The organism is Veillonella sp. CNR 79/14 (assembly GCF_003992185.1).
In the GTDB taxonomy this organism is placed as follows: domain Bacteria; phylum Bacillota; class Negativicutes; order Veillonellales; family Veillonellaceae; genus F0422.
On sequence record NZ_RQVH01000009.1, the window covers coordinates 1 to 21,103 of the forward strand.

General features: G+C 42.6%; 19 protein-coding genes and 7 tRNA genes. 2 read left to right on the forward strand and 24 right to left on the reverse strand.

Annotation, left to right across the window (positions count from 1 at the left end):
• Positions 1-2: 2 nt before the first annotated feature.
• From EO119_RS04305 to fusA, 16 genes are all read right to left on the reverse strand, one after another.
• Positions 3-77: transfer RNA gene (locus EO119_RS04305), tRNA-Glu, on the reverse strand.
• A gap of 10 nt (positions 78-87) precedes the next feature.
• Positions 88-163, reverse strand: a tRNA-Lys gene (locus EO119_RS04310).
• A 27-nt stretch (positions 164-190) separates the two neighbouring features.
• Positions 191-266: transfer RNA gene (locus tag EO119_RS04315), tRNA-Asn, on the reverse strand.
• A gap of 10 nt (positions 267-276) precedes the next feature.
• Positions 277-351: transfer RNA gene (locus EO119_RS04320), tRNA-Gly, on the reverse strand.
• Between the two features lie 238 nt (positions 352-589).
• Positions 590-958 (reverse strand): DUF86 domain-containing protein, encoded by a 369-nt coding sequence (locus EO119_RS04325; protein ID WP_164725678.1) that lies wholly within the window; start codon positions 956-958, stop codon positions 590-592.
• Positions 933-1,256 (reverse strand): nucleotidyltransferase family protein, encoded by a 324-nt coding sequence (locus EO119_RS04330; RefSeq protein WP_009352801.1) that lies wholly within the window; start codon positions 1,254-1,256, stop codon positions 933-935. Before EO119_RS04330 ends, EO119_RS04325 begins: the two co-directional genes overlap by 26 nt.
• A gap of 44 nt (positions 1,257-1,300) precedes the next feature.
• Positions 1,301-2,365 carry a nicotinate-nucleotide--dimethylbenzimidazole phosphoribosyltransferase gene (locus tag EO119_RS04335; protein ID WP_126940794.1) on the reverse strand — a complete coding sequence of 355 codons (1,065 nt, stop codon included), beginning with the start codon at positions 2,363-2,365 and terminating at the stop codon, positions 1,301-1,303.
• On the reverse strand, positions 2,358-3,404 hold the full coding sequence (cobT, locus tag EO119_RS04340; protein WP_062403690.1) for a nicotinate-nucleotide--dimethylbenzimidazole phosphoribosyltransferase: 1,047 nt from the start codon (positions 3,402-3,404) through the stop codon (positions 2,358-2,360). Before cobT ends, EO119_RS04335 begins: the two co-directional genes overlap by 8 nt.
• A gap of 263 nt (positions 3,405-3,667) precedes the next feature.
• On the reverse strand, positions 3,668-3,829 hold the full coding sequence (locus EO119_RS08120; protein ID WP_164725679.1) for a hypothetical protein: 162 nt from the start codon (positions 3,827-3,829) through the stop codon (positions 3,668-3,670).
• A gap of 426 nt (positions 3,830-4,255) precedes the next feature.
• Positions 4,256-5,599, reverse strand: a complete 1,344-nt coding sequence (locus EO119_RS04345; RefSeq protein WP_126940795.1) for an MATE family efflux transporter — start codon at positions 5,597-5,599, stop codon at positions 4,256-4,258.
• Positions 5,596-6,006, reverse strand: coding sequence for a hypothetical protein (locus EO119_RS04350; protein WP_126940796.1), 411 nt, complete (start codon positions 6,004-6,006; stop codon positions 5,596-5,598). Before EO119_RS04350 ends, EO119_RS04345 begins: the two co-directional genes overlap by 4 nt.
• 312 nt (positions 6,007-6,318) lie before the next feature.
• Positions 6,319-7,200, reverse strand: a complete 882-nt coding sequence (locus EO119_RS04355; RefSeq protein WP_126940797.1) for a prephenate dehydrogenase/arogenate dehydrogenase family protein — start codon at positions 7,198-7,200, stop codon at positions 6,319-6,321.
• 153 nt (positions 7,201-7,353) lie between these two features.
• Positions 7,354-8,262 carry a DMT family transporter gene (locus EO119_RS04360; RefSeq protein WP_009353172.1) on the reverse strand — a complete coding sequence of 303 codons (909 nt, stop codon included), beginning with the start codon at positions 8,260-8,262 and terminating at the stop codon, positions 7,354-7,356.
• An 88-nt stretch (positions 8,263-8,350) separates the two neighbouring features.
• Positions 8,351-8,824 (reverse strand): YhcH/YjgK/YiaL family protein, encoded by a 474-nt coding sequence (locus tag EO119_RS04365; RefSeq protein ID WP_009353158.1) that lies wholly within the window; start codon positions 8,822-8,824, stop codon positions 8,351-8,353.
• Between the two features lie 334 nt (positions 8,825-9,158).
• Positions 9,159-9,257, reverse strand: a complete 99-nt coding sequence (locus tag EO119_RS08275) for a putative holin-like toxin (protein WP_370106795.1) — start codon at positions 9,255-9,257, stop codon at positions 9,159-9,161.
• A gap of 424 nt (positions 9,258-9,681) precedes the next feature.
• Complete coding sequence (gene fusA, locus EO119_RS04370; protein ID WP_062403703.1) at positions 9,682-11,751, reverse strand: elongation factor G; 2,070 nt, start codon at positions 11,749-11,751, stop codon at positions 9,682-9,684.
• Between the two features lie 268 nt (positions 11,752-12,019).
• Here fusA and EO119_RS04375 point away from each other — a divergent pair, with 268 nt between their 5' ends.
• The gene (locus tag EO119_RS04375) at positions 12,020-13,381 is read left to right on the forward strand and encodes an amino acid permease (RefSeq protein WP_062403664.1); all 1,362 of its coding nucleotides are present in this window, start codon (positions 12,020-12,022) and stop codon (positions 13,379-13,381) included.
• A 462-nt stretch (positions 13,382-13,843) separates the two neighbouring features.
• Entirely contained in the window at positions 13,844-14,779 is a 936-nt protein-coding gene (locus tag EO119_RS04380; protein WP_062403661.1) for a 50S ribosomal protein L11 methyltransferase, read from the forward strand.
• A 209-nt stretch (positions 14,780-14,988) separates the two neighbouring features.
• Here the strand turns inward: EO119_RS04380 and EO119_RS04385 are convergent, their stop codons facing one another.
• The 8 genes from EO119_RS04385 to EO119_RS04415 all read right to left on the reverse strand — a co-directional run bounded on the left by EO119_RS04385 (position 14,989) and on the right by EO119_RS04415 (position 21,082).
• Complete coding sequence (locus EO119_RS04385; RefSeq protein ID WP_062403658.1) at positions 14,989-15,930, reverse strand: RluA family pseudouridine synthase; 942 nt, start codon at positions 15,928-15,930, stop codon at positions 14,989-14,991.
• 409 nt (positions 15,931-16,339) lie between these two features.
• Positions 16,340-16,432: a putative holin-like toxin gene (locus tag EO119_RS08225; protein ID WP_231723418.1), complete on the reverse strand. Its 93-nt coding sequence runs from the start codon at positions 16,430-16,432 to the stop codon at positions 16,340-16,342.
• A 663-nt stretch (positions 16,433-17,095) separates the two neighbouring features.
• Positions 17,096-17,171, reverse strand: a tRNA-Val gene (locus EO119_RS04390).
• A 3-nt stretch (positions 17,172-17,174) separates the two neighbouring features.
• Positions 17,175-17,249, reverse strand: a tRNA-Glu gene (locus EO119_RS04395).
• A 5-nt stretch (positions 17,250-17,254) separates the two neighbouring features.
• Positions 17,255-17,330 (reverse strand) — tRNA-Asn (locus tag EO119_RS04400).
• Between the two features lie 59 nt (positions 17,331-17,389).
• Positions 17,390-18,586: a P1 family peptidase gene (locus EO119_RS04405; protein WP_164723977.1), complete on the reverse strand. Its 1,197-nt coding sequence runs from the start codon at positions 18,584-18,586 to the stop codon at positions 17,390-17,392.
• Between the two features lie 314 nt (positions 18,587-18,900).
• Positions 18,901-19,974: an iron-containing alcohol dehydrogenase family protein gene (locus EO119_RS04410; protein WP_126940799.1), complete on the reverse strand. Its 1,074-nt coding sequence runs from the start codon at positions 19,972-19,974 to the stop codon at positions 18,901-18,903.
• A 151-nt stretch (positions 19,975-20,125) separates the two neighbouring features.
• Positions 20,126-21,082, reverse strand: a complete 957-nt coding sequence (locus EO119_RS04415; RefSeq protein WP_126940800.1) for a 2-hydroxyacid dehydrogenase — start codon at positions 21,080-21,082, stop codon at positions 20,126-20,128.
• Between the last annotated feature and the right edge of the window lie 21 nt (positions 21,083-21,103).

The following is a 21,103-nucleotide window of genomic DNA, read 5'->3' on the forward strand; positions in this document are numbered from 1 at the left end:
TATGGTGACCCGTGGGGGAATCGAACCCCCGATACCGCCGTGAAAGGGCGGTGTCTTAACCGCTTGACCAACGGGCCATGTTGTAAGTGGTGACCCACCCGCGACTCGAACGCGGGACACCCTGATTAAAAGTCAGGTGCTCTGCCAACTGAGCTAGTGGGTCATGATAGTATACTAACCGAAAGTAAGTTGGCTCCTCGAGTAGGACTCGAACCTACGACCGATCGGTTAACAGCCGATTGCTCTACCTGCTGAGCTATCGAGGAATGAACAAACTGGAGCGGAAAACGAGATTCGAACTCGCGACCCCCGCCTTGGCAAGGCGGTGCTCTACCGCTGAGCTATTTCCGCATGTATGCAATCCTAGTTTTCTTTCTTGCGACTGCTCATTTATAATACCAAAAAATTTGGATAGTTGTCAACATATTTTTAACAAATATTTTTTTCTTAAACAGCATATGATAACTTCATCCTATCAACATATAATATTGTTATATTTTCAATATATTAGACAACCTTGATAGACAAGATACAAAAAAGATTGTAGCACACTATCAGGGATATAGCTTGCTACAATCTTTACTATTTTTTAAAACATCTCATTTTCAAAACCATATTCGTCGTCCAATATGGCCACCAATTGTTCTCTCAATTCTGGTAACTTTTCTTTATACGTGCTCCAAATAAGTCTATAGTTATTTTGCCCATAATTATGAGACAACTGATTTCGCATGCCTTTAATATTTTTCCAAGGAATTTCAGTATGGCTATCCTTAAAATCTTGAGAAACCTTTCCTAATGTCTCTGCAATTACTTGAATTTTATAAGCCAAACCGTCTTGTTCTAATTCATCTCTACGCAAAAAATCTTCCTTATCTTGAATTTTATATAGCTTAACAGACGCATCTAACCTATCTATTAAATCCAATACATCAACTAATATATCTTTGTTCTCCATAGATATCACCATATATATGAATCATATCTCTATATAAATTTTCTTGAAATCGTTTAGTCAATTTATTTCCATCAGTAAGCAAATCTACATCCATTTGCAACACTTCTTTTAAAGTTTCTAAAAGACCGCCCACTTCAAACAAACTAATACTATCATTATCAAAAACTACAAACAAATCTACATCACTAGTTTCTGTAGCCTCACCACGAGCATAAGAGCCAAAAAGATAGGCTGATTTCACGTGATATAGCTCTAGAACCGGAGCAATTAAGTTACGAATCTCATCAAGTGTTTTCATACTACTTCCTCCTTTTCTATATTATACCACATAATTAGTAACTATTACCGTCCATCCTGACGCTTAGATCCTGGTCCATCGACGGCTACATTTACGCTAGCTTCGCCGAATGTTTTCATATCATTTAACATATGCATACCCGCATCAAGGACGGATAGCCCCATGGTGGATCCTAAGGCTTCATCCATTTCAAAGCCGTAGAACAGATGCGGCTTGATTCCCAAGTATTTCATTTGTGCTGCTTGCACTGGTTCCCCTGTATGGACAGATGGGAACACGTAATCCATGACTGCTTCGTTAATACATTTTGCAGCTAGTACGGCTGCTCCTGTTTCCGCCATGTCGAAGACCACTGCCATACGATGGCTAGCCGCCCCCAGGATAAGTCCTGTTAAGACCACCACGTCTGGAGAGCCTACGGTGGCTAATACATGCACGCCGTCTTGGCTCGGCAAATCGTGTTCTGCCAAACTGGCGGTCAACTGTTTTGCCTTTTCTTGAATGCTCAAAGTGCAATTATTCTCTGCCAACAACTCTGCCATCGGATATCCTGTGATTCCTGCTGTGACTGCCAACGCTGAAAGTAAGTTTCTTTCACCGACAGTACCGATAGCTATCGTTTGGTACCCCTTGTGGCTCAATTCATCTGCCAAGGCAAAGCCTACTTCTAAGCCTTGTTCTACGATGTCAGGTGTCAACGCCGCATGCATGCGGAAAAATTTAGATCCTTTGGCTAATTTATGTTGACGCACACCTTCGATGTGACTTGTATCTAATTCTAAGCCTGCATCCACTAAGAACACAGGAGCGCCAATTTTCTTCGCTGCTCCGTGGGTAGCAGAGTGCCCAGATGCTAACCGTTCCATAGCTTTCAAGCTTTCCACGCCATGTGTTTGGTTTTGTGGTCCATCTACAGCGATATCAGCTCCTACGATAACAACAGCATGACGAAGGTGGTTAGGTTTTTCCTCTTTCAGAATCCCTGCCATACGTTCTGTAATACCTTCTAGGCGTGCCAAGGAATACAAGGGTTTTGTTAAGTTATCTATGCGCAAACGGCATTCCTCCATGGACGGTTTGTGCAATGGTTCGATGACAAAATTACGCATGGTGCTCACCTCCTGCAACTTCGCGGAACATGTCCACGGCTAAGTTCAACATTTGCATTTGCATGGATCCGCCTGTGGCCTCACCCAAGCAGAATCCAAGGTCCACATAGGCCTCTAAGCCCAATGTTTTCAGCGCATCTTTATGAGCTTTTTCAGCGGACAAATGAGATGCCATCACGTAATCCATGGTGTGCGGGTTCATAGCATGCGCAATGAGGGCGCAGGCTGTGGTGTTGAATCCATCGATGACCACCAACGCATGGTTTGCCGCCGCTCCTAGGATAACACCTACTAGGCAAGCAAACTCCAAGCCCCCTACGGCAGATAAAACACCCAATCCATCTGTAGGTGGAATATCTGCATATTTTACTAGTGCATCGTAGACGACTTTTTGTTTCACTTTCAACCGTTCGTCCGAAATATTCGTACCTCGTCCCGTTGCTTCGTTCGCTGAAAGTCCGGAGAACTTCGCTGTAATGACTGCACTGGACGTAGTGTTACCAATGCCCATTTCACCCACTAGGAAAGTATTGAATCCTTCTTTCACCTTCTCTTCTACGAAAGCAATGCCCACCTCAACGGCCTCAATAGCTTTATCCATAGGCATAGCTGGTTCTTCTAACATGTTGTTCGTACCATTCGGCATTACCTTGTGATGGTGTAAGCCTGGCACAGCGGACATATCTGCCGCTACCCCTACGTCGATGACTTCAATTTGAGCACCACAATAATTCGCTAGCGCATTGGCTGCGGCCCCTTTTGGAATCAAGTAGTTCATAGTCATGTGCACTGTTACCTCTTGCGGGTAGGCACTGACACCGATTTTTGCCACACCATGGTCACCAGAGGCGATGATCATACAAGGCTTAGGAGCTGCTGGATTTACTTGATTCGTAGCTGCCGCATAATGCTCTACCATCGTCGCTAACTTACCATATGAACCGTATGGAGTCCCCTTACTCCACTGTTCCCCAATTGCTCGTTCAATCTCTTTATTCCGTGGCACAATCCGTGCCAATGTACTTTCATATAAACTCATACGTCCTCCTATGTGAAACCCATCATAAGAATACAAAAAAGCATAGCCCTAGACTATGCCAAGTTGATTCCATTATAAAGTATTTTTCGGTCAGTTTCAATTTTTATATTCATTTCGTTGTTAGAGTGGAATCGCCCACATGCATGTTGTAAAAACTGCCCTACGCGAAAGTTTTGACAACATACATGTGGGCTTCCTATACAGTAGCAAAGATGAAACTATAAAAATTGAAACAGACCGGGGGAAAATTGGTGGGGAAAACCCTAAATACCTAGCTCCGCCCAAACTTCTTCATGATCGTATATCGGCTCTTGGTGTAATACATGTATTGCATCAAGAATGCGTTGTTCGTCTATCATCGACTCTTCTTCTGAAGAATATAGTATTTCATTAGGTATGTCACAATAATTGATATCTTTAAACATAAAAATACCTCCATACTGTCAACTTTACTTTAGGCATTATTCACTTATCTCTAAAATCCCCATAACAGAAACCCCTCAGCCGCAATTTTTATTCATATCTACAGTATATCATACTTTTATACAATACCAATCTCCTTTAGCGACTCAAACCACACTCTTCCCTCCCCTAGGTCGCCCCCGCTCAGAGCGCTTTAAATTCCTCCTCGATAAACGCAAAGGAGCCCCCGTGTATTCTGTCAAAAACTTTCGCGTAGGGCAGTTTTCGGGGCCTACACGGGGGCTCTCAAACCACACTCTTCCCCTAGGTCGCCACCCCGCTCAGAGCCGTTTAAATTCTCCACAGAAAAGCCAGCATATGTTGCAATAAAAACTTTCGCGTAGGGCAGTTTTTATGTGACATATGCTGGCTTTAACAACCACAGGAATTTAAACCGATATGAGCGAACGACCTCTCCATTTGTTTGACTGCCACCGCCACACGAATATCAAGGCTCGTATGATCTCATCGATAGCCATAGCAATCCACACCCCTACAAGTCCCCAACCAAGGACGATACCAAAGTAGTAGGACAAGGTCACCGCAAAGGCCCACATGCCAAAGACCCCAACAAACATAGGGATTCGAATATCTCCTGCCGCTTGTAAACATTGCACCAATACGATATTAGCACCACGTCCAATTTCCAAGAAGATTTCGACAAACAAGACCGCTTTAGCCAAATTTATAATTTCTTGATTATCCGTTACAAGGCGCATCACCGGTTCACAGGCAAAATAAAAGAAGGTACTCAATCCAACACCAATGGAAACGCCTGCTGCCGTTGTGAGCCACACACGGCGGGACACTTCTTCTTCTCGTTTAGCCCCCATGAGGAATCCTACCACAATTTGCGCTGCATTGGCCAAGGCAATGGTGTACATATAGCAGAATGTAGCAATGATATATACATACACTTTTGTTGTAATCACCACGAGCCCCATGAGGTTGACCATTTTCATGATAACCGTCTGTGAAAGTTGGTAAGACAGCGTTTCTCCTCCAGATGGTACAGAGATAAACAGCAATTGTCGTAACGTTTCCCACCGGAATGGGCGCAAATACTCTACTTTCAGACGAGCTGTCAACAGTGATTGATGACACCAGATGATAAGACCCAGTCCCAATGCCTTGCTAATCACACTCGATACGGATGCGCCTAAGACACCCATGCTTGGGATGGAACCCCAACCGTAGATAAGTACGTAATTCAGAATAATATGGACCACGTTCATGACAAGGGCAATCCACATGGTGATACGAGGCATGGAGTGCCCCCGAAACACTGCTACATAGGTCATGTAGATACCCGTAATAGGAATGCTGGCAGCGGTGATATTTAAATAGAGTGCGGTTTCTTCTATAATCTCCGCTGGGACCCCAAGCCATTCGCAGAGAGTTTGATGAAAGATAATGACCACAGCCCCTGCGATAACACTGAACACCGTATGAAAGGCAACGCTAATCGTATATACTTCATCAATTTTATCGGCACGCTTAGCTCCCAAATATTGAGCGATTAAAATGGTGGTAGCTGTACTCATGACAATGAGCAAAAACAAGATAATATTGATAATCTGGTTCGCATTGGCTACGGCAGCCACTGCCGTTTCTGCATACTGGCTGAGCATGAATTGGTCCACATTGCCCAATAACATGAGTAAAAATAATTCTATAAAGATAGGGACACTGAGTGCCCCCACCGATAAAGGTACGCTTTTTGTTACTTTCATTCTAATTCAACTTTCTCTAAGGCGCCGTTCTCCACTAAAGATTCCCAGCTTGCTACCAAGCGATAGCGCGCCTCCACTTCTGCCTCTTTCCAATGTTCACCCACAGGGAACCATTCACTAGGTACCTTGCCACATTTCGTAAAATTCAAGGTATACCCCATGGAGCGCACTTCTTTAGACGCCCACCATGCACCTATACGGTCACGACTGTCTAAATAGACTGTATCTAAACCCGTTTCGGATACCCAAGATACAATCTCAGGCCAATACTCCTCAGGGATTACACTCGCTACCAATGTGTCTTGCAACGCTTGATTCGCCACTTCCGAGGGATTGTCTACTCCTACACCTGGCGTATTTTGTACTTCTTCTAGCACTTGATCCACTATACTTTGTGCTGTGTCCATCTTACTATCGCTCCTTTCTATGCTTGTCTTTTATATCTATCTCTTACTATTCCACATTTATAAGACCATGCTGAAAGTTCTCCCATAGACATGCCCTGTTTCATTCAAACATCTATTGCTATTATATCACAGGCTATGCGTATAGCCTATATTGAAAGCCTTCCCTCGTATTACATTGCAATGCATGCATCGTTCACGCTATTTCACTACTAAGCAAAGATATGGATAGGTACCTGGGTTGTACTATCAAGCACATTAGCTCTTATCTATGGGCAGGCATGGATAAAGAGCGAGGTTGCACTTTCAAATATATTAGTTCTTATCGATTGTCAGACTCGGCAAACGATCTCGTATCTGTTTCGCTCGCTCTAAGTACTGCCCTAAACTATCTCCATTGTCATCCGCATGGAGCAATTGTTTTACAGCAGCTAATTCTTGCTCTACTTGTTCAATGGCTTTCAACACATTCGTACGATTTCCGTAGATAATTTCTTGCCACATACTCGGCAGACCACTGGCGGTACGGGTGCTGTCTCGTAAGCCTCCCGCCGACAAGCTCATACGCTTATCTCCCAGTTCATCATTACCTACGGCAGTAATCATGACGGATGCCAACATATGCGGCATATGGCTCACCATAGCCAAACACCCATCGTGGCGTTTCATGTCCACGTATTCGATACGAGACCCTACGGCACGCCCCATATCGGCTAGTTCCTGTGCCACTGTGGCATCGTATGCTGGTTGTTCCTCATCTTCTAGGACAATCCAGCCCATTTTCTGAAAGAGGTCTTTATGGCCTTCTTCATAGCCACCTTTTTCAGAACCTGCCATAGGATGCACGGACACGAAGTGCACGCCCTCTGGGATATGAGCGTACACGGCATGAGCAAATTCATCTTTAGCACTGGACACATCGGTCACCACTTGCCCCGCCTGAAACAGATGGGCTACTTTCACAAAAAGTTCACTATTTGTCTGTGGTGGTAAGGCAAAGACCACAATATCCGCACCCATGATAACAGGTTCCACCGCTGTGAAAGCCTGTGACACACAACCATCAGCCAAGGCGAGGTCGCAAATTTCCTGACGCCGCGCGTAACCGATGACATCATATGTCGTATATGCTCGTAATGCTTTTGCTAGAGAGGCCCCTAGCAATCCTAATCCAATAATACCAACCGTTCGTGCCATCTATTCCTCCTACACGCAACCTCAAGAAACGTATCTATCTACCCTATACAGGCTTTAAGATGCCCCCACTTACTAATAAGGTACAGCTACTTTTACAAGCATCTGTACCCTTCATTCTGTATTTATTAGTTCTACCACGAATTATAGATTCGGTCAACTTTTATTTGTAGCGCGACCTTTATCCCATGCCAAGATAAATATTGTAACAATGATAAGGGTCATACCTATGATATCCCACTGTGTGAACTCATTGCCCAACAACAACCATGCCAGTACCGCTGCCGAAATAGGTTCTATGGATGAAAGTATGGACCCCGTCACAGCACCTACTCGTCGCACCCCTTCTAGGTATGCATTAAAAGAGACTACTGTGCCAAAAATGATGATACTCCAAAACCCACCATAGGTCCACAAATCCCATACAATTCCTTCAGAACTCGGTTGTGTAGCTATCCATGCAAAGGCCCCTCCGATAAGCATGCCAAAGCCCACGATAGGTGCCGTACCATACTTTTTCAATAGTGGCACTGGTTGCAGCGTGTAGATACCAACTGCTACAGCAGATAGCATCCCCCAGGTTAGAAGTGTATCATCTAACGCTGATATATCCCACACACCTTGTAAAGCAATAATCGCCGTCCCCACCGTAGCTAGTACTACACTGACTACTTCTGCCACCCTTGGTAACGTTAAGCGTGTAATAGATATGTATAAAATAATCAATGCAGGACCTACATATTGTAAGACCGTCGCAATCCCTGCCCCTGCATAGGCAATCGCTTTAAAATAGGTATATTGACACATCCACATACCAAGGACCCCAAATATAACCAACCGCAATGTATCTTTCCAGTCAGAAAAAACCTTAAAAATAGAAGCTCTTCCTTGGTAAAAGGCCGCTACTACCGTAATCACACCAGCAATGACAAGGCGCATAGCTACTACCCATTCTGCCGACATCATCCGCTGTTGTTGCACAAATTGTGAGCACATTCCAGAAAAGCCCCATAGAACGGCGCCTAATGCAATTAGTAACATACCTTTCATTACATATGCGTTCATAGTCCCTCCTTTTACAACCCTTACAAATTATTAACAATTCACGGAATATCTAACTATCATCATTGCTACACCCTATTAACGCCTAATCTTACTCGGCTAATAGACTTTTATGAATCTTTACCACGACCTTGCGAATTTCTTGTACCTCATTCGGTGCAATCAAGGTGCGATGTAATTCTCCAGGATAAAAAATACAATAATCCCCTGGGCGTACATCAATTTTTACCGTACCACTTTCTGTAGGATCGTAAAAGTAACAATCCTTATCATCGTAGGCCTCAACCACGTCCGGAAAAGTTTGACGAATGAGAATCTCCATTTGCTCTTCCCCAGCCACTAGAAATTGTACATCCATGTAATCCTTATGTCCTTCAATCTTCGTCTCCTCATAGACCCTTGTGTTTACAATATCCACATTGGCATACATCAAGTCACCCTCTATGGGGTAGCGACCACCTGCAAATGTCGTGAAATCATGCGCTTTCAAAAACTCAAGAGCTCGTTCTACCGCTTTCGGATACCGAAACTGTGTATAATCAATCGCAATATTTTGATATATCATGACTTACTCCTTTATCTCCGTATATAAAAGGCACCCCACAGCGCCCTATGAATCGTATCTATCTCTATCTACTATACTAGCAACACCATATAAGGTCAAACACAAATTCTGAGAATCCTAGTAATACAAAGCCACCCTACAGCATTCCATTATTCCCTAAATTATGCCACACAAGAAACTCTACTTTTATTCTCTCACAAACTATGCTATACTAAAAACAACAAAGGAAGAGCCACCAACGTGCAGCTAGCGTTAGGCTCATCTCAAAAAATAAGGAAATTGAAATTGCCTAACGTGTGAGGTCCGCAAAACCTCTATTCGTTAGGCGTTTTCATTAGCTATAAAAGCAACGAATAACTTCTACGATTAACATAGAAAATTGAATCAATAAAGATAATTTTTCATATGTAGTCATAGTAACACCCCCTCCCATATTAGAAAGAGATGAGCCCAACAACACGTCGTTGACTCTTCAATTAACATTATACTACAAATTACTCGTACTGTTAATTTTTATCAAAAAACCTACCCCCTAAGGAACGCCGTTACGAGTAGTAGCCTTATGACGTTCCTTACTGACTAAATTACACAAACGCAAGAAGAGCGCGACATGTTCCGAAGCAAACCTAACCACTGTATCAGTTTGCGTAGGAATATGTCGTGCTCTTTTCTTCCCTGAGGAACGCCATTATGCGTAGCAGCCTTGTGGCGTTCCTTTACTAACTAAATCACACAAACCCAAGAAGAGCACGACATGTTCCGGAGCAAACCTAACCACTGTATCAGTTTGCGGAGGAATGTGTCGTGCTCTTCCCTTTATCTAATTAACACTGCCACAGGCTACATAGCATAACAAGTTACGACTCTTCGTGCCCCGCAAATCCCGCAATGATTGTTTCTGCTTGTTTATGTGGCACTTCTTCGTATCCATTGAACTCCATATTAAACACACCTTGTCCTTGTGTCATGGAGCGCAATACTGTTACATAATCTAGCATTTCCACCAATGGAACTTGGGCTTTCACCACAGTGATTCCTTCACGCACACCTTGATCCATACCGAGTACGCGACCACGGCGGCTATTCAAATCACCCATGATATCGCCCATAAATTCTTCTGGACCGATGACATTCACATTATATACAGGTTCTAACAAAATTGGTTTCGCGTCAGGCACACCTTTTTTCAAAGCTTGGGCTGCCGCCATTTTGAACGCCAACTCCGAGGAGTCCACTGTATGATAGGAACCATCTAATAATGTCACTTGGATACCAATCATTGGATACCCTGCCAAAAGACCTTTTTCCAACGTTTCACGAACACCTTTTTCTACAGCTGGAATGTATTGACGTGGCACAGCACCGCCAAAGATTTTGTCGATAAACTCGAACTCACCTTCATATAATGGCGCAATACCAAGCTTCACATGACCATATTGACCATGACCACCACTTTGCTTTTTATGTTTACCTTCTACTTCCACTGTGCCTCGAATGGTTTCACGATATGGAATATACGGAGTTTCCAATTTTGCACGTACTCCATATTTACGTTCCATTTTTTGTAAAATATGTTCTAAATGGACATCGCCCATACAACGCACTTGCATTTGACGACCTTCCACATCTTTCACCACTTCACAAGTTGGATCTTCTTCAGAAATACGTCCCAAAGCGTTCGCTAATTTTTCCTCTTCCCCTTTTTTCTCAGGTACCATAGCTATGCGGTATAAAGGTTGTGGGAAACGGATTGGTGCATATTTCACTTTAAATTCAGCTGTACCAAAGGTATCCCCTGTTTTCGTTTCTGCTAATTTAGGGATGACCACGATATCCCCAGCTTTTGCAACCTCTACTGGCACTTGTTGTTTACCAATTAAGGTCATCATTTTGCCCCATTTTTCTTCTACATCACGGGTCACATTATAGAGTTTATCTCCTACTTTCAATTCCCCAGAGAACACGCGGATAAAACTTTGTTTTCCCGCAAATGGGTCAAGAATTGTTTTAAATACGAAGCCAGTAAATGGTTTATCTGCCACCACGATATGTTCCTCTTGGGAATCCACACCGATAGCAGTCATCACTTTTTTCGTTGCATCTGGCATATAACGAATCATACGATCTAAGACTTGGTCCATACCTATACGGCTCAAAGCAGTACCACACATGACAGGGCATACACGGCCCGTCAACATACCTTCCCGCAAACCTTGACGAATTTCTTCTAAGGTCAATTCTTGTCCATCTAAATATTTTTCTAATAATGTATCATTACCCTCTGCAGCCGCTTCCACAGTCATTTCACGAATTTCTTCTACTTTATCGGATAGCTCAGCTGGCACTTCCACTTCTGTCATATTACCGTTTTCATAGACATAGGCAGTTCGTTTTGCTACGTCTACGACACCTTTGAAAGTAGGCCCTTCACCGATTGGAATTTGCAATGGCATAATCGCTTTACCAAATAATTCCCGCATTTTTTCCAAAGTCCCAAAGAAGTCTGCTTTTTCAACGTCCATTTTATTGATGAAAGCCATACGAGGCATTTGCAATTCTACGCCATACTCCCAAGCACGAATGGTATCGATTTCTACGCCTGTACCAGCAGATAATACCATCAGCATACCGTCTGCTGCGCGCAAAGCAGACCGCACTTCCCCATGAAACTCAGAATAACCTGGAGTATCGATGAAGTTAATTTTATGACCTTTCCATTCACAAGGCGCCATGCCTAATTGGATAGTGACATTCCGTTTGATTTCTTCTGGCTCAAAGTCCATAATATGTTTATTATCTTGACCTTTACCAACAAAGTCTACAGCACCACAAGACAATAATAATGCCTCTACTAATGCTGTTTTACCCGCCCCGTCATGGGAGACCACCGCCACGTTTCTGATCAAATCACTAGTATATTCTTTCATGAACATCGTCCTCCTTTACAGCCGAAAACAGTCTATTGTTTAAGTAATTCTACATACTTTTATAAACTCCTTTGAATATACTGGATTTTATATATGCAAATTACGCATAGTATAGAGTCATGTATAAAAAAAACTAGTATCACTTATAGTTACCTATATATCCGTTACTTCTCTACTAAACTAAAATTTTACTAGGTTAATTCTATAGTTTATGGTATTCTATTAGATATATCATTTCAGAACATACATGGGAAGGGAGTTATATAGTATGAAAGATAATGAATCAAAGACGTCATTGCATCGTGGACTGAAAAGTCGACACATGCAAATGATCGCCTTAGGCGCCTCTGTGGGGACCGGCCTCTTCTACGGATCTGCCCCAACAATCCAATTAGTAGGACCAGGTGTTATTTTCTCCTATTTATTAACTGGTATCTTTATTTTCTTTTTAATGCGTATGCTAGGAGAAATGTCAGTTCGTGAACCTGTGTCTGGCTCTTTTACTTATTTTGCAAGTAAATATTGGTCTTCCTTTGCTGGCTATTTATCTGGTTGGAATTACTGGATTGTGTACATGCTTGCCAGTATGGCGGAACTTGCTGCTATTTCAGTATACTTAGATTTCTGGTTACCTGGTATTCCCCATTGGATGACTACACTAGCTTGTATTACATTAGTGACGGCGATTAATCTCATCAATGTACGTGCCTATGGAGAAGTGGAATTTTTTGCATCACTCATTAAAGTGGTTGCCATCATTGCTATGATTGGTTTCGGCATCTTCCTCATCTTCTTCGGAGATATGGGTACATTTCCGCAAAACTTCTCTAATCTTTGGGTTCACGGCGGATTGTTTCCAAATGGTGCGTATGGTTTCATCGCCTCTATCGCTGTGGTGATGTTCTCCTTTGGTGGGGTGGAACTCATTGGTATCACTGCTGGGGAAGCTGAAAATCCTGAAAAAACGTTACCAAAAGCGATTAACGAGTTGTTAGCTCGTATCCTGATTTTCTATGTAGGTACGATGACTATCATCATGGCACTATCTCCATGGAACGAATTAGGTACTCATGCGAGTCCATTTGTCCAAATCTTTACGAACATTGGCATTCCCGCAGCCGCACATATCTTGAACTTCGTTGTTGTAGTAGCCGCATTATCTGTGTACAATAGCTTGCTATACAGTAATTCTCGTATTTTGCACAGCATGGCATTATCTGGTGATGCACCTAAAATCTTCAAGAATTTAACAGCTACAGGAGTGCCATTGATCGCTACCTTGTTCTGTGCAGCCTTAGCCTTGATCGTTGTATTCTTAACATACATCTTCCCAAGTGCTAGTGATGTGTTCCTACAATTATTGGCTATCATCGTAGCTGGTCTCATCATTGCATGGTTCATCATTCCAGTGACGCACCTTAAATTCCGCAAACGCTTTGCTCGCGAAGGTCGCCTTGATGAATTGAAATTCAAATCCATCTTGTATCCATTTACAAATTACTTCTGCTTTGCCTTCATCGCTATGGCAGTAGGCGTTATGTTAACAATGGATTCTATGCGCACATCCATCTACATCATCCCAGTGTGGATTGGTGCTCTGTACATTGCGTACCGACTTAAGAAAAAATAATATGTAACGCAAAAAGGATAGCTGAGATTGACTCGGCTATCCTTTTTTTATGTCACTACTGTATGAATTTGTACACTTTAGCATGACTTGAGTCTATCTACATTTAATTTAAAATGCAATACTTTTCCACCTTAGTAATAAGACAAACTTTCAATGGAAATTTTCGTGCTTTTTGCAAATGAATTTTTCTTCAATGGAAAACATCGCTATGTTTGCAAATGAAAGTACTCCCTTTGTATTGGATAGTACTATATTTAGAATTTCCTACAAGAAGCGGTTTCGCTAAGTATGACAGATATGATAGTATACTAGTGATAACTAACGTCGTCATTAGTAACGGTGAACACGACTTCGAACTACAGATACGTTAGTATACATGATAATATAACCGCTTATGATTACGATTACATTATGTGTATATTATATTACACTATATGTATATTATATTTACGAGGTACCACTATGGCATGGCTAGAAATCACACTGACCACGACACATGAAGCGTCTGAACTTATAACAGATACATTGCTCGCACTAGGTGCAGAAGGGGGCTATACGGAAGATCCCTATGAATTTGATCAACTCACAGATGATGGATTTGGTATTATCAAACCAGACCGAGAGGAGCTCTACGATTCCTCTGATGTGACTGTGAAAGCTTATATCGATCCCGGCCTATATGCTGTCGATGACTTAGAAGCTCTCATCAACAGTGAGATTCAGCAGTTACAAAGTACTTTCACCATGGATTTCGGCCCCCTCAATCTATCTATTACTATGGCTGATGAGTCTGGTTGGGATGATTGGAAAACACAATATCCTCCGATTTCAATGACGGAACATTTGACGATTATTCCCGATTGGGCGGAGTATAGTCCTCGCGATGATGAACGTGTGATCCGCATCGAACCAGGCATTGCCTTTGGTACTGGCGACCATCCTACTACACGATTGGCGATCCAAACGATGTCTCAGCATTTAACCCCTAAAAGTACGGTTTTCGACGTGGGCACAGGGTCTGGCATTATCGCCTTATCCGCAGGAGCCCTTGGCGCTCAGTCTGTGACAGCCTTTGACCTAGATGAAACAGCCACAGCCAACGCTCGTAACCATGTGGCAATGAATCAATTGGAATCCGTTGTGACTGTACGAACAAATAATTTATTAGAAGGCGTGGCGGAAACAGCCTCTCTCATCGTGGCTAACATTATTACCCCTATCTTGTTACGTTTATTAGACGATGCCTACCGTTGTCTAGAACCTAAGGGCGTATTCATTATGAGTGGCATTCAAGAGGGAGAAGAACAAACACTTATCGATGCAGCCTCAGAGGCTGGATTTATCAATTTATCTACTACTACAGAAAACAACTGGGTGTGCATTACCTGCCATAAATAGTGGAGAGTGCTATGGTCATCCCTACAACATAATAGCGATAGCTTTTTATATCACACATAGAAACTAAATATGGAACAAAAAAGCACGATTCTAAAATTTTCACACACAAAAACCGCGATTTCGCGCACGATTTTAGTTTTCGTGTTTTTTGTGTTTTTTATATCATTGGTAAGAATTAGGTTAGTAACTACAGCTATAACAATATACGGCTATTGTACTTCTATTACGATTTGCTCACCTGTTCGCATCTGATAGCACACTAAACGATAGGCCCTAAGGGCAAACGTCTTGCCTATGTCTTCTATCTGTCCTTTCGATGTATTTGTTACCTCTTGTTGTAAGCCTTTGTAACATTGTGCCTCATCTATCCCCCATGCACTCTGTCTGGGTTCCAACACTCCCTCATCAGCATACAACGGGTCATGTACCAAAGGATGTCCTATATGTGCCATGGTCACTCGAATTTGGTGAGTCTTGCCCGTCCACAAGCGAATGCGCAGGTCTGTTGTATCTTGTGCCGCATCATAGTGTAGCACTTCATATTCCGTTTTTGTCATCACACCCTCTGGGTGTACCTCTTGATGGATGCCATCTGCACTTTTGCGGATAGGTAATTCTAGTACCTCATGCTGTTGTGCCAATCGCCCTTTCAACGTCGCTCGGTACCACTTTTCCAAACGATTATCATCCATCTGCTGTTGGTAAAAGTGTTGTGCTAATCCATGCTTGGCTACTACCACCAATCCAGACGTATCTCGATCTAAACGATTTAAAAACCGTACCTTTCCGCAGATGTTATGTACTTTAAAATAGTGAGCTACCCCATTTGCTAAGGAGACTTGTCCTTTTGAATTCATCGTGATTCCCGATGGTTTATCTACAATAAGAATATCTTCATCTTCATAGGCTATCGTTAAGGGCATTTCTATTGGGTCGTGGTCGATGCGTTCTTTTAAGGGGATAATTTCTAATACCATCCCCTTTGAAAGTTCAGATTTAGCTGTACAAATCTGTCCATCTAATCGAACAGCCTTGGCCCCGAAGAGTTCTTTCATCGTTTTCCGAGGAAATTGATGAATATCTAGCCATTCCCCTAACGTCGGTGCTATCGTATTTTCAATTGTATATGTTAACGTTCGTTTGTCTTTCATACAGTTTCCATTTCATCTTCGTTATTGGTGTCTAAGCCATCTTCCAATACGTACCTTTTGACTCCTATTGGGTCTATCCATACTTTGGTCAAAATATAACAAAAAACTTTTTCACGGTTTCCCACTTTATACTACCTTTTCCTCTGCTATTCTACCTATATTTTATCATATTTAACCTTATAAAACGTCTCTACGTAACAGATCTATTACATTTTCATGCCATCATTTTTATACATTCTTATGATAGCACTTATAGACGATTGCATTTACCTTTTTTACAAAATATGCTATCCTATATACAAAGAAGAGCAAAACGTGTGGCGCGTTAGGCTCATCAAAATTTGACTTTTGTGCCTAACGTGATGAGATACTTCTCTTTACATTAGGCACGGTTTCTTTTATAGGAACACTACTTACGTCGTAGCATTACATATAAGGTGATAATCGCTACTATGAGCATTAAGAAATTAATCCCTAGGGAAAGTATTTCAAATACTGACATAGCATCACCCCCTTTCGGAGATGAACCTAAACCACGTTTTACTCTTCATTAATAGTGTAACATATGTTCTTTGTAATATGTAATATATTTGATTAAGCAAATGTAAAAGCTGTAACGCAATGGTATATTGTGTTACAGCTTTTTATTATAACGATGCTAGCATCAATAGAATACTATCCTTCACCATCTTCCGAAATGCTTTTTCTGCCTCTTTATCTGGCTACACAAATCCGCTCATAGCTATCCCTCCTAGATTTTTTCTCTAATTATATTACCTAAAGTATACACCAACTCCCCAACTTATGACCATACATAACCTTGTAATACTCTCATAGAAACAGTACCATAATATAGTTACACCTTATCGCATTCATACCAATATCCTACACGCAGAAAATCACAACTTAGTCCAAAACAACCTCCCACTGAGGAACGCCGTTACGAGTAGTAGCCTTATGGCGTTCCTTTTTACCTAAATCATACAAGCACAAGAAGAGCACGGTGTGCCCCGAACAAACATCATGAAATGCCGTTTGAGAGGAGTATACTGTGCTCATCCCTTTTGCCATTAAGTTAAGAACGCCACAGGCTACATAGCATCATAAGTGACGACACAAATGACGACATAAAAAAAGAACCATCCGAATGGATGGTTCTTAGCTATGGTGGACGATGACAGGATCGAACTGCCGACATCCTGCTTGTAAGGCAGGCGCTCTCCCAGCTGAGCTAATCGTCCATATGGTGACCCGTGGGGGAATCGAACCCCCGATACCGCCGTGAAAGGGCGGTGTCTTAACCGCTTGACCAACGGGCCTTGTATGGCTCCTCGAGTAGGACTCGAACCTACGACCGATCGGTTAACAGCCGATTGCTCTACCTGCTGAGCTATCGAGGAATAATACAAGAGTTATTATATAGCACTTTCATATAAAATGCAAGCATTTTTTATATATTTTAAATTTTCACTTCGTGTAAATCAATTGTATTTGCTAAAAACTCGGAATTATCTATCTTGCTAGATTGCATAGCATCTTCGATGGCTTCGCACATTAACTCCGCAGCCAAAGTGCCTACCACATTCACATCAGCCACTATAGGCTTACTTGTACCACACAGGCTTTCGCTGACAACAGAATGTTCACAATGGGCAACACCATTTCCATCTTCTGCATCAACTGCTGTACTAGGACAATGTGTACCGCTACGGCCTCTCATGCTTTCAGTATCCACTGAGAACGCATAGATGGTGTCTCCATCAGACAGAGTTCCTACAGGTCGAATGGACCGTGCATAGCCATTAGTAGCCATCATAGCAATCTTGGTTAGTTCACCTTTATGAAAGGCTGCATTCGTCACGATAGCACCGATGGTAGTATTTCCTTTTTCCATACCTAGGCCCGCTTCACACGGGGAGTTACCATCCTGTAAAGTTTCGTTCCTCATCTTAGATTTCACAAATTTACCTAATAGAGGTTTACTTTCACTACGTCCCTCATATTGGTCAAACATCAACTGACAAGCATCCAATATGTTCTGGCGCCCTTCGTCCATGACGCCCCTTAAGGCATGTCCATGACGATCATACACATTGCCGAAGGCATTCACCACCACGACGGCGCCCACTACGAGGTTCCCTAGTTTCGCCGCCGCATAACCAATGCCACCCTTCATAGCCCGTTCCATGCCACATACCTTACCTACGGTAGCTCCTGTACCAGCCCCCACATTGCCAGACATAGGTTCTGTGCTTGTGAAAGTCCTTTCACAAGCATCACGGGCCATCTCTACCGTAGGGCGTGATTTTGGATTGCCATAGGATAAATCGTAAATATCACTTTGGCAAACAATTGGAACCACCCCATAAGCTGTGGGAAATCCAATATTCCGTGCTTCTAAAGATTGCATCACCCCATCGCTGGCACATAGCCCAAAGGCGGATCCTCCGCCTAGGACCAAGGCATTCACTGGAGTTGGCGCTGTCGTCGGATCGAGGACTCCACTTTCACGAGCCGCAGGACCTCCACCACTGATATGCAGTCCCCCTTGGGCACCCTGAGGAAAGCGCAATACGGTCAAACCCGTTTTACCTACAGCATCTGTAGCATTTCCTACCTTTACAAAATCTATTTCATTCCATGTTATGCGTTCCATCGTCATTTACTGCTCCTTTCTTCTCGTTTTTTTGCACTGAGTATCCTAAATGTGTACAAACTGTCTACTTTGAATTATAATTTCATTAGATTTGCTTGTTAGACTACTTTTCAATTTACCTACATTAGATATCAATCCTATGGAATTTAAACCTTTCTACTAGCAGGAATCACCTGTATATCTACCACCGTCATTTCATAGGCACAAAAATCTGACTCAAGTTCCTAACATACGCCATTCTAATGTATAGTGTAAACATACCCTCATCATAGCACAAACAGGTACCTCTTTCTACTAGAGATACCTGTTGATGATTAGTTATGCGCTTCTACTTTCAAAATGGCTTCTGTAAGCAATTCTTCTGTCACTACATAAGGGCTGATGACCACATCACGAACGGAGGCTGCTTTTTTCACAATTATTGGAATATGCTCTGTGGTTAATCCCATGTCTGAAAGTTTCGTAGGCCACCCAATTTGACGATACACTGGCAACCAGCGACTTAACTCGTCATCTTGCTTGTCTGCTGCAAATAACACCAATAAACCATAGGCTACCATTTCACCGTGAAGGTGGTGTTCTTCCGTATGAGAATCTTCGGCGCAGCCATAGCACACAGCATGAGCAATAGTACTATTGAAATCTCCTGGCATGCAACCAGATACAATACCTGTGGTCAGTACAACGGCCATCACCAATTCATCAAAAAGGCGGTTACGTTCTCCCTTTTCATTAGCCGTAAGGGCTTCACGACCATGTGCGAAAATTGGTTCCGCACACATCTTGGATAAAGACAAGCCCACTTGTACATTATAAGACAAGTTACGACCACGTGTAGCCATATGTGTTTCATAATGCTTCGCTATGGTATCACCCATACCTGCCCAGAAATATTGACTTGGGGCTTTCACCAAAATGTCTGCATCAATAAATGTATGCACTGCAGGACGTTTTAGGAAGGCTACGCTATCAAAGGTATGGTCCAAAGTATAAATGGCAATCGCCTCCGATGTAGCCGCACAAGTGGCGGCAATGGTAGGTACTGTGATGACAGGAATATCCCCTAATGCGATACTCGTCAATTTTGTGGTATCTAGGGCCTTACCGCCGCCCACACCGATAAGGAAATCCGCCGTCTGCAAAGATTCCTTTTTCGCTAATTCATTCGTTACTGCATAGGCGCATTCACCGCCAAAATGTACCACCTCTAGTACTTCAACCCCAGCTGTTTCTAGGGCTGGTTGCAAGAAAGGTAATGCCACAGATAACGATGTATCTCCACCGATAATGACAGTTTTCTTGCCTAACTGTTTCGTATACTCTCCTATGGTGTCAAAAATTTCATGTCCCCCAAAGCTATAGCTTGGTAATGTATGTACAGGTCTCATCCAATCATCCTTTCTATGAGTCCACTTAGGGCGTACTATTGTATGTTAAAACATAATACAAAGTATTATAGGACGATTGAAAGAAAATTGCAATCACTATAGGAGATAGGTATACATAGTTCTATGGTTATATATGTTTGCTATGAAAGTACTAGCACACCCGATTCACAGGCTCCCCTTTCAAAAATGCCACAATATTATCCATCACAATATGCGCTCGTGTGACAAAGGCCTCTTGGCTAGCAAAGGCAATATGCGGCGTTAATACTGTACGAGGTGCATCGCATAATGGATGATCTGTCGGGATTGGCGGTTCTACTTCAAATACATCGATGCCTGCGCCACGTAATTTACGGGCATGCAAGGCTTTCGCCAAAGCTTCGTTATCCACCACAGGTCCACGCGCCGTATTGATTAACACGGCTGTATCTTTCATCATATCAATGCGTGTTGCATCGATTACATGGCGCGTCTCTTCTGTTAATGGTACATGTAAGGATAGAATATCTGCTTCTTGTACTACTGTGTCGAGGTCTGTAAAAGTAATCCCTTCTGCCACTAACTCAGGTTTTTCTGAACGGTTATAGGCGATGACCTTACAGCCAAAGGCTTTAGCAATGCGTGCCACTGCACTACCGATTGCGCCAGTTCCCACGACACCAAAGGTTTTTCCATGCAATTCAAATCCAGGTAGTCCATCTTTGGTACCGCCTGTCCGTGTGCGACCATCACAAGGCAATACATGACGTAGTACGGAAATGGCTAACCCAAATACCAACTCTGTAACGGCTTGCGTAGAATAACCGGCCGCATTACTCACAACGATACCTTTTTCACGACATGTTTCCAAATCAATATGGTCTACTCCTGTGAAAGCCACAGATATGAATTCTAGGTTTGGACATTGGCGAATAATCTCCCCTGACAAAGGTTGATTCGCCATGATAATGATAGACGCCTGACGAACACGGTCCAATAATTTAATTTGATTGGTTTCCTTTGTGCCGTATACGACTAGTTCATAGCCTTGTGCCTTAAATGGTTCTGCTAGGGATTGCAACAATGTTTCGGATACACCTAATGGTTCCATCACAACAATTTGTTTCATGAGATAACCTCACTTTCATAC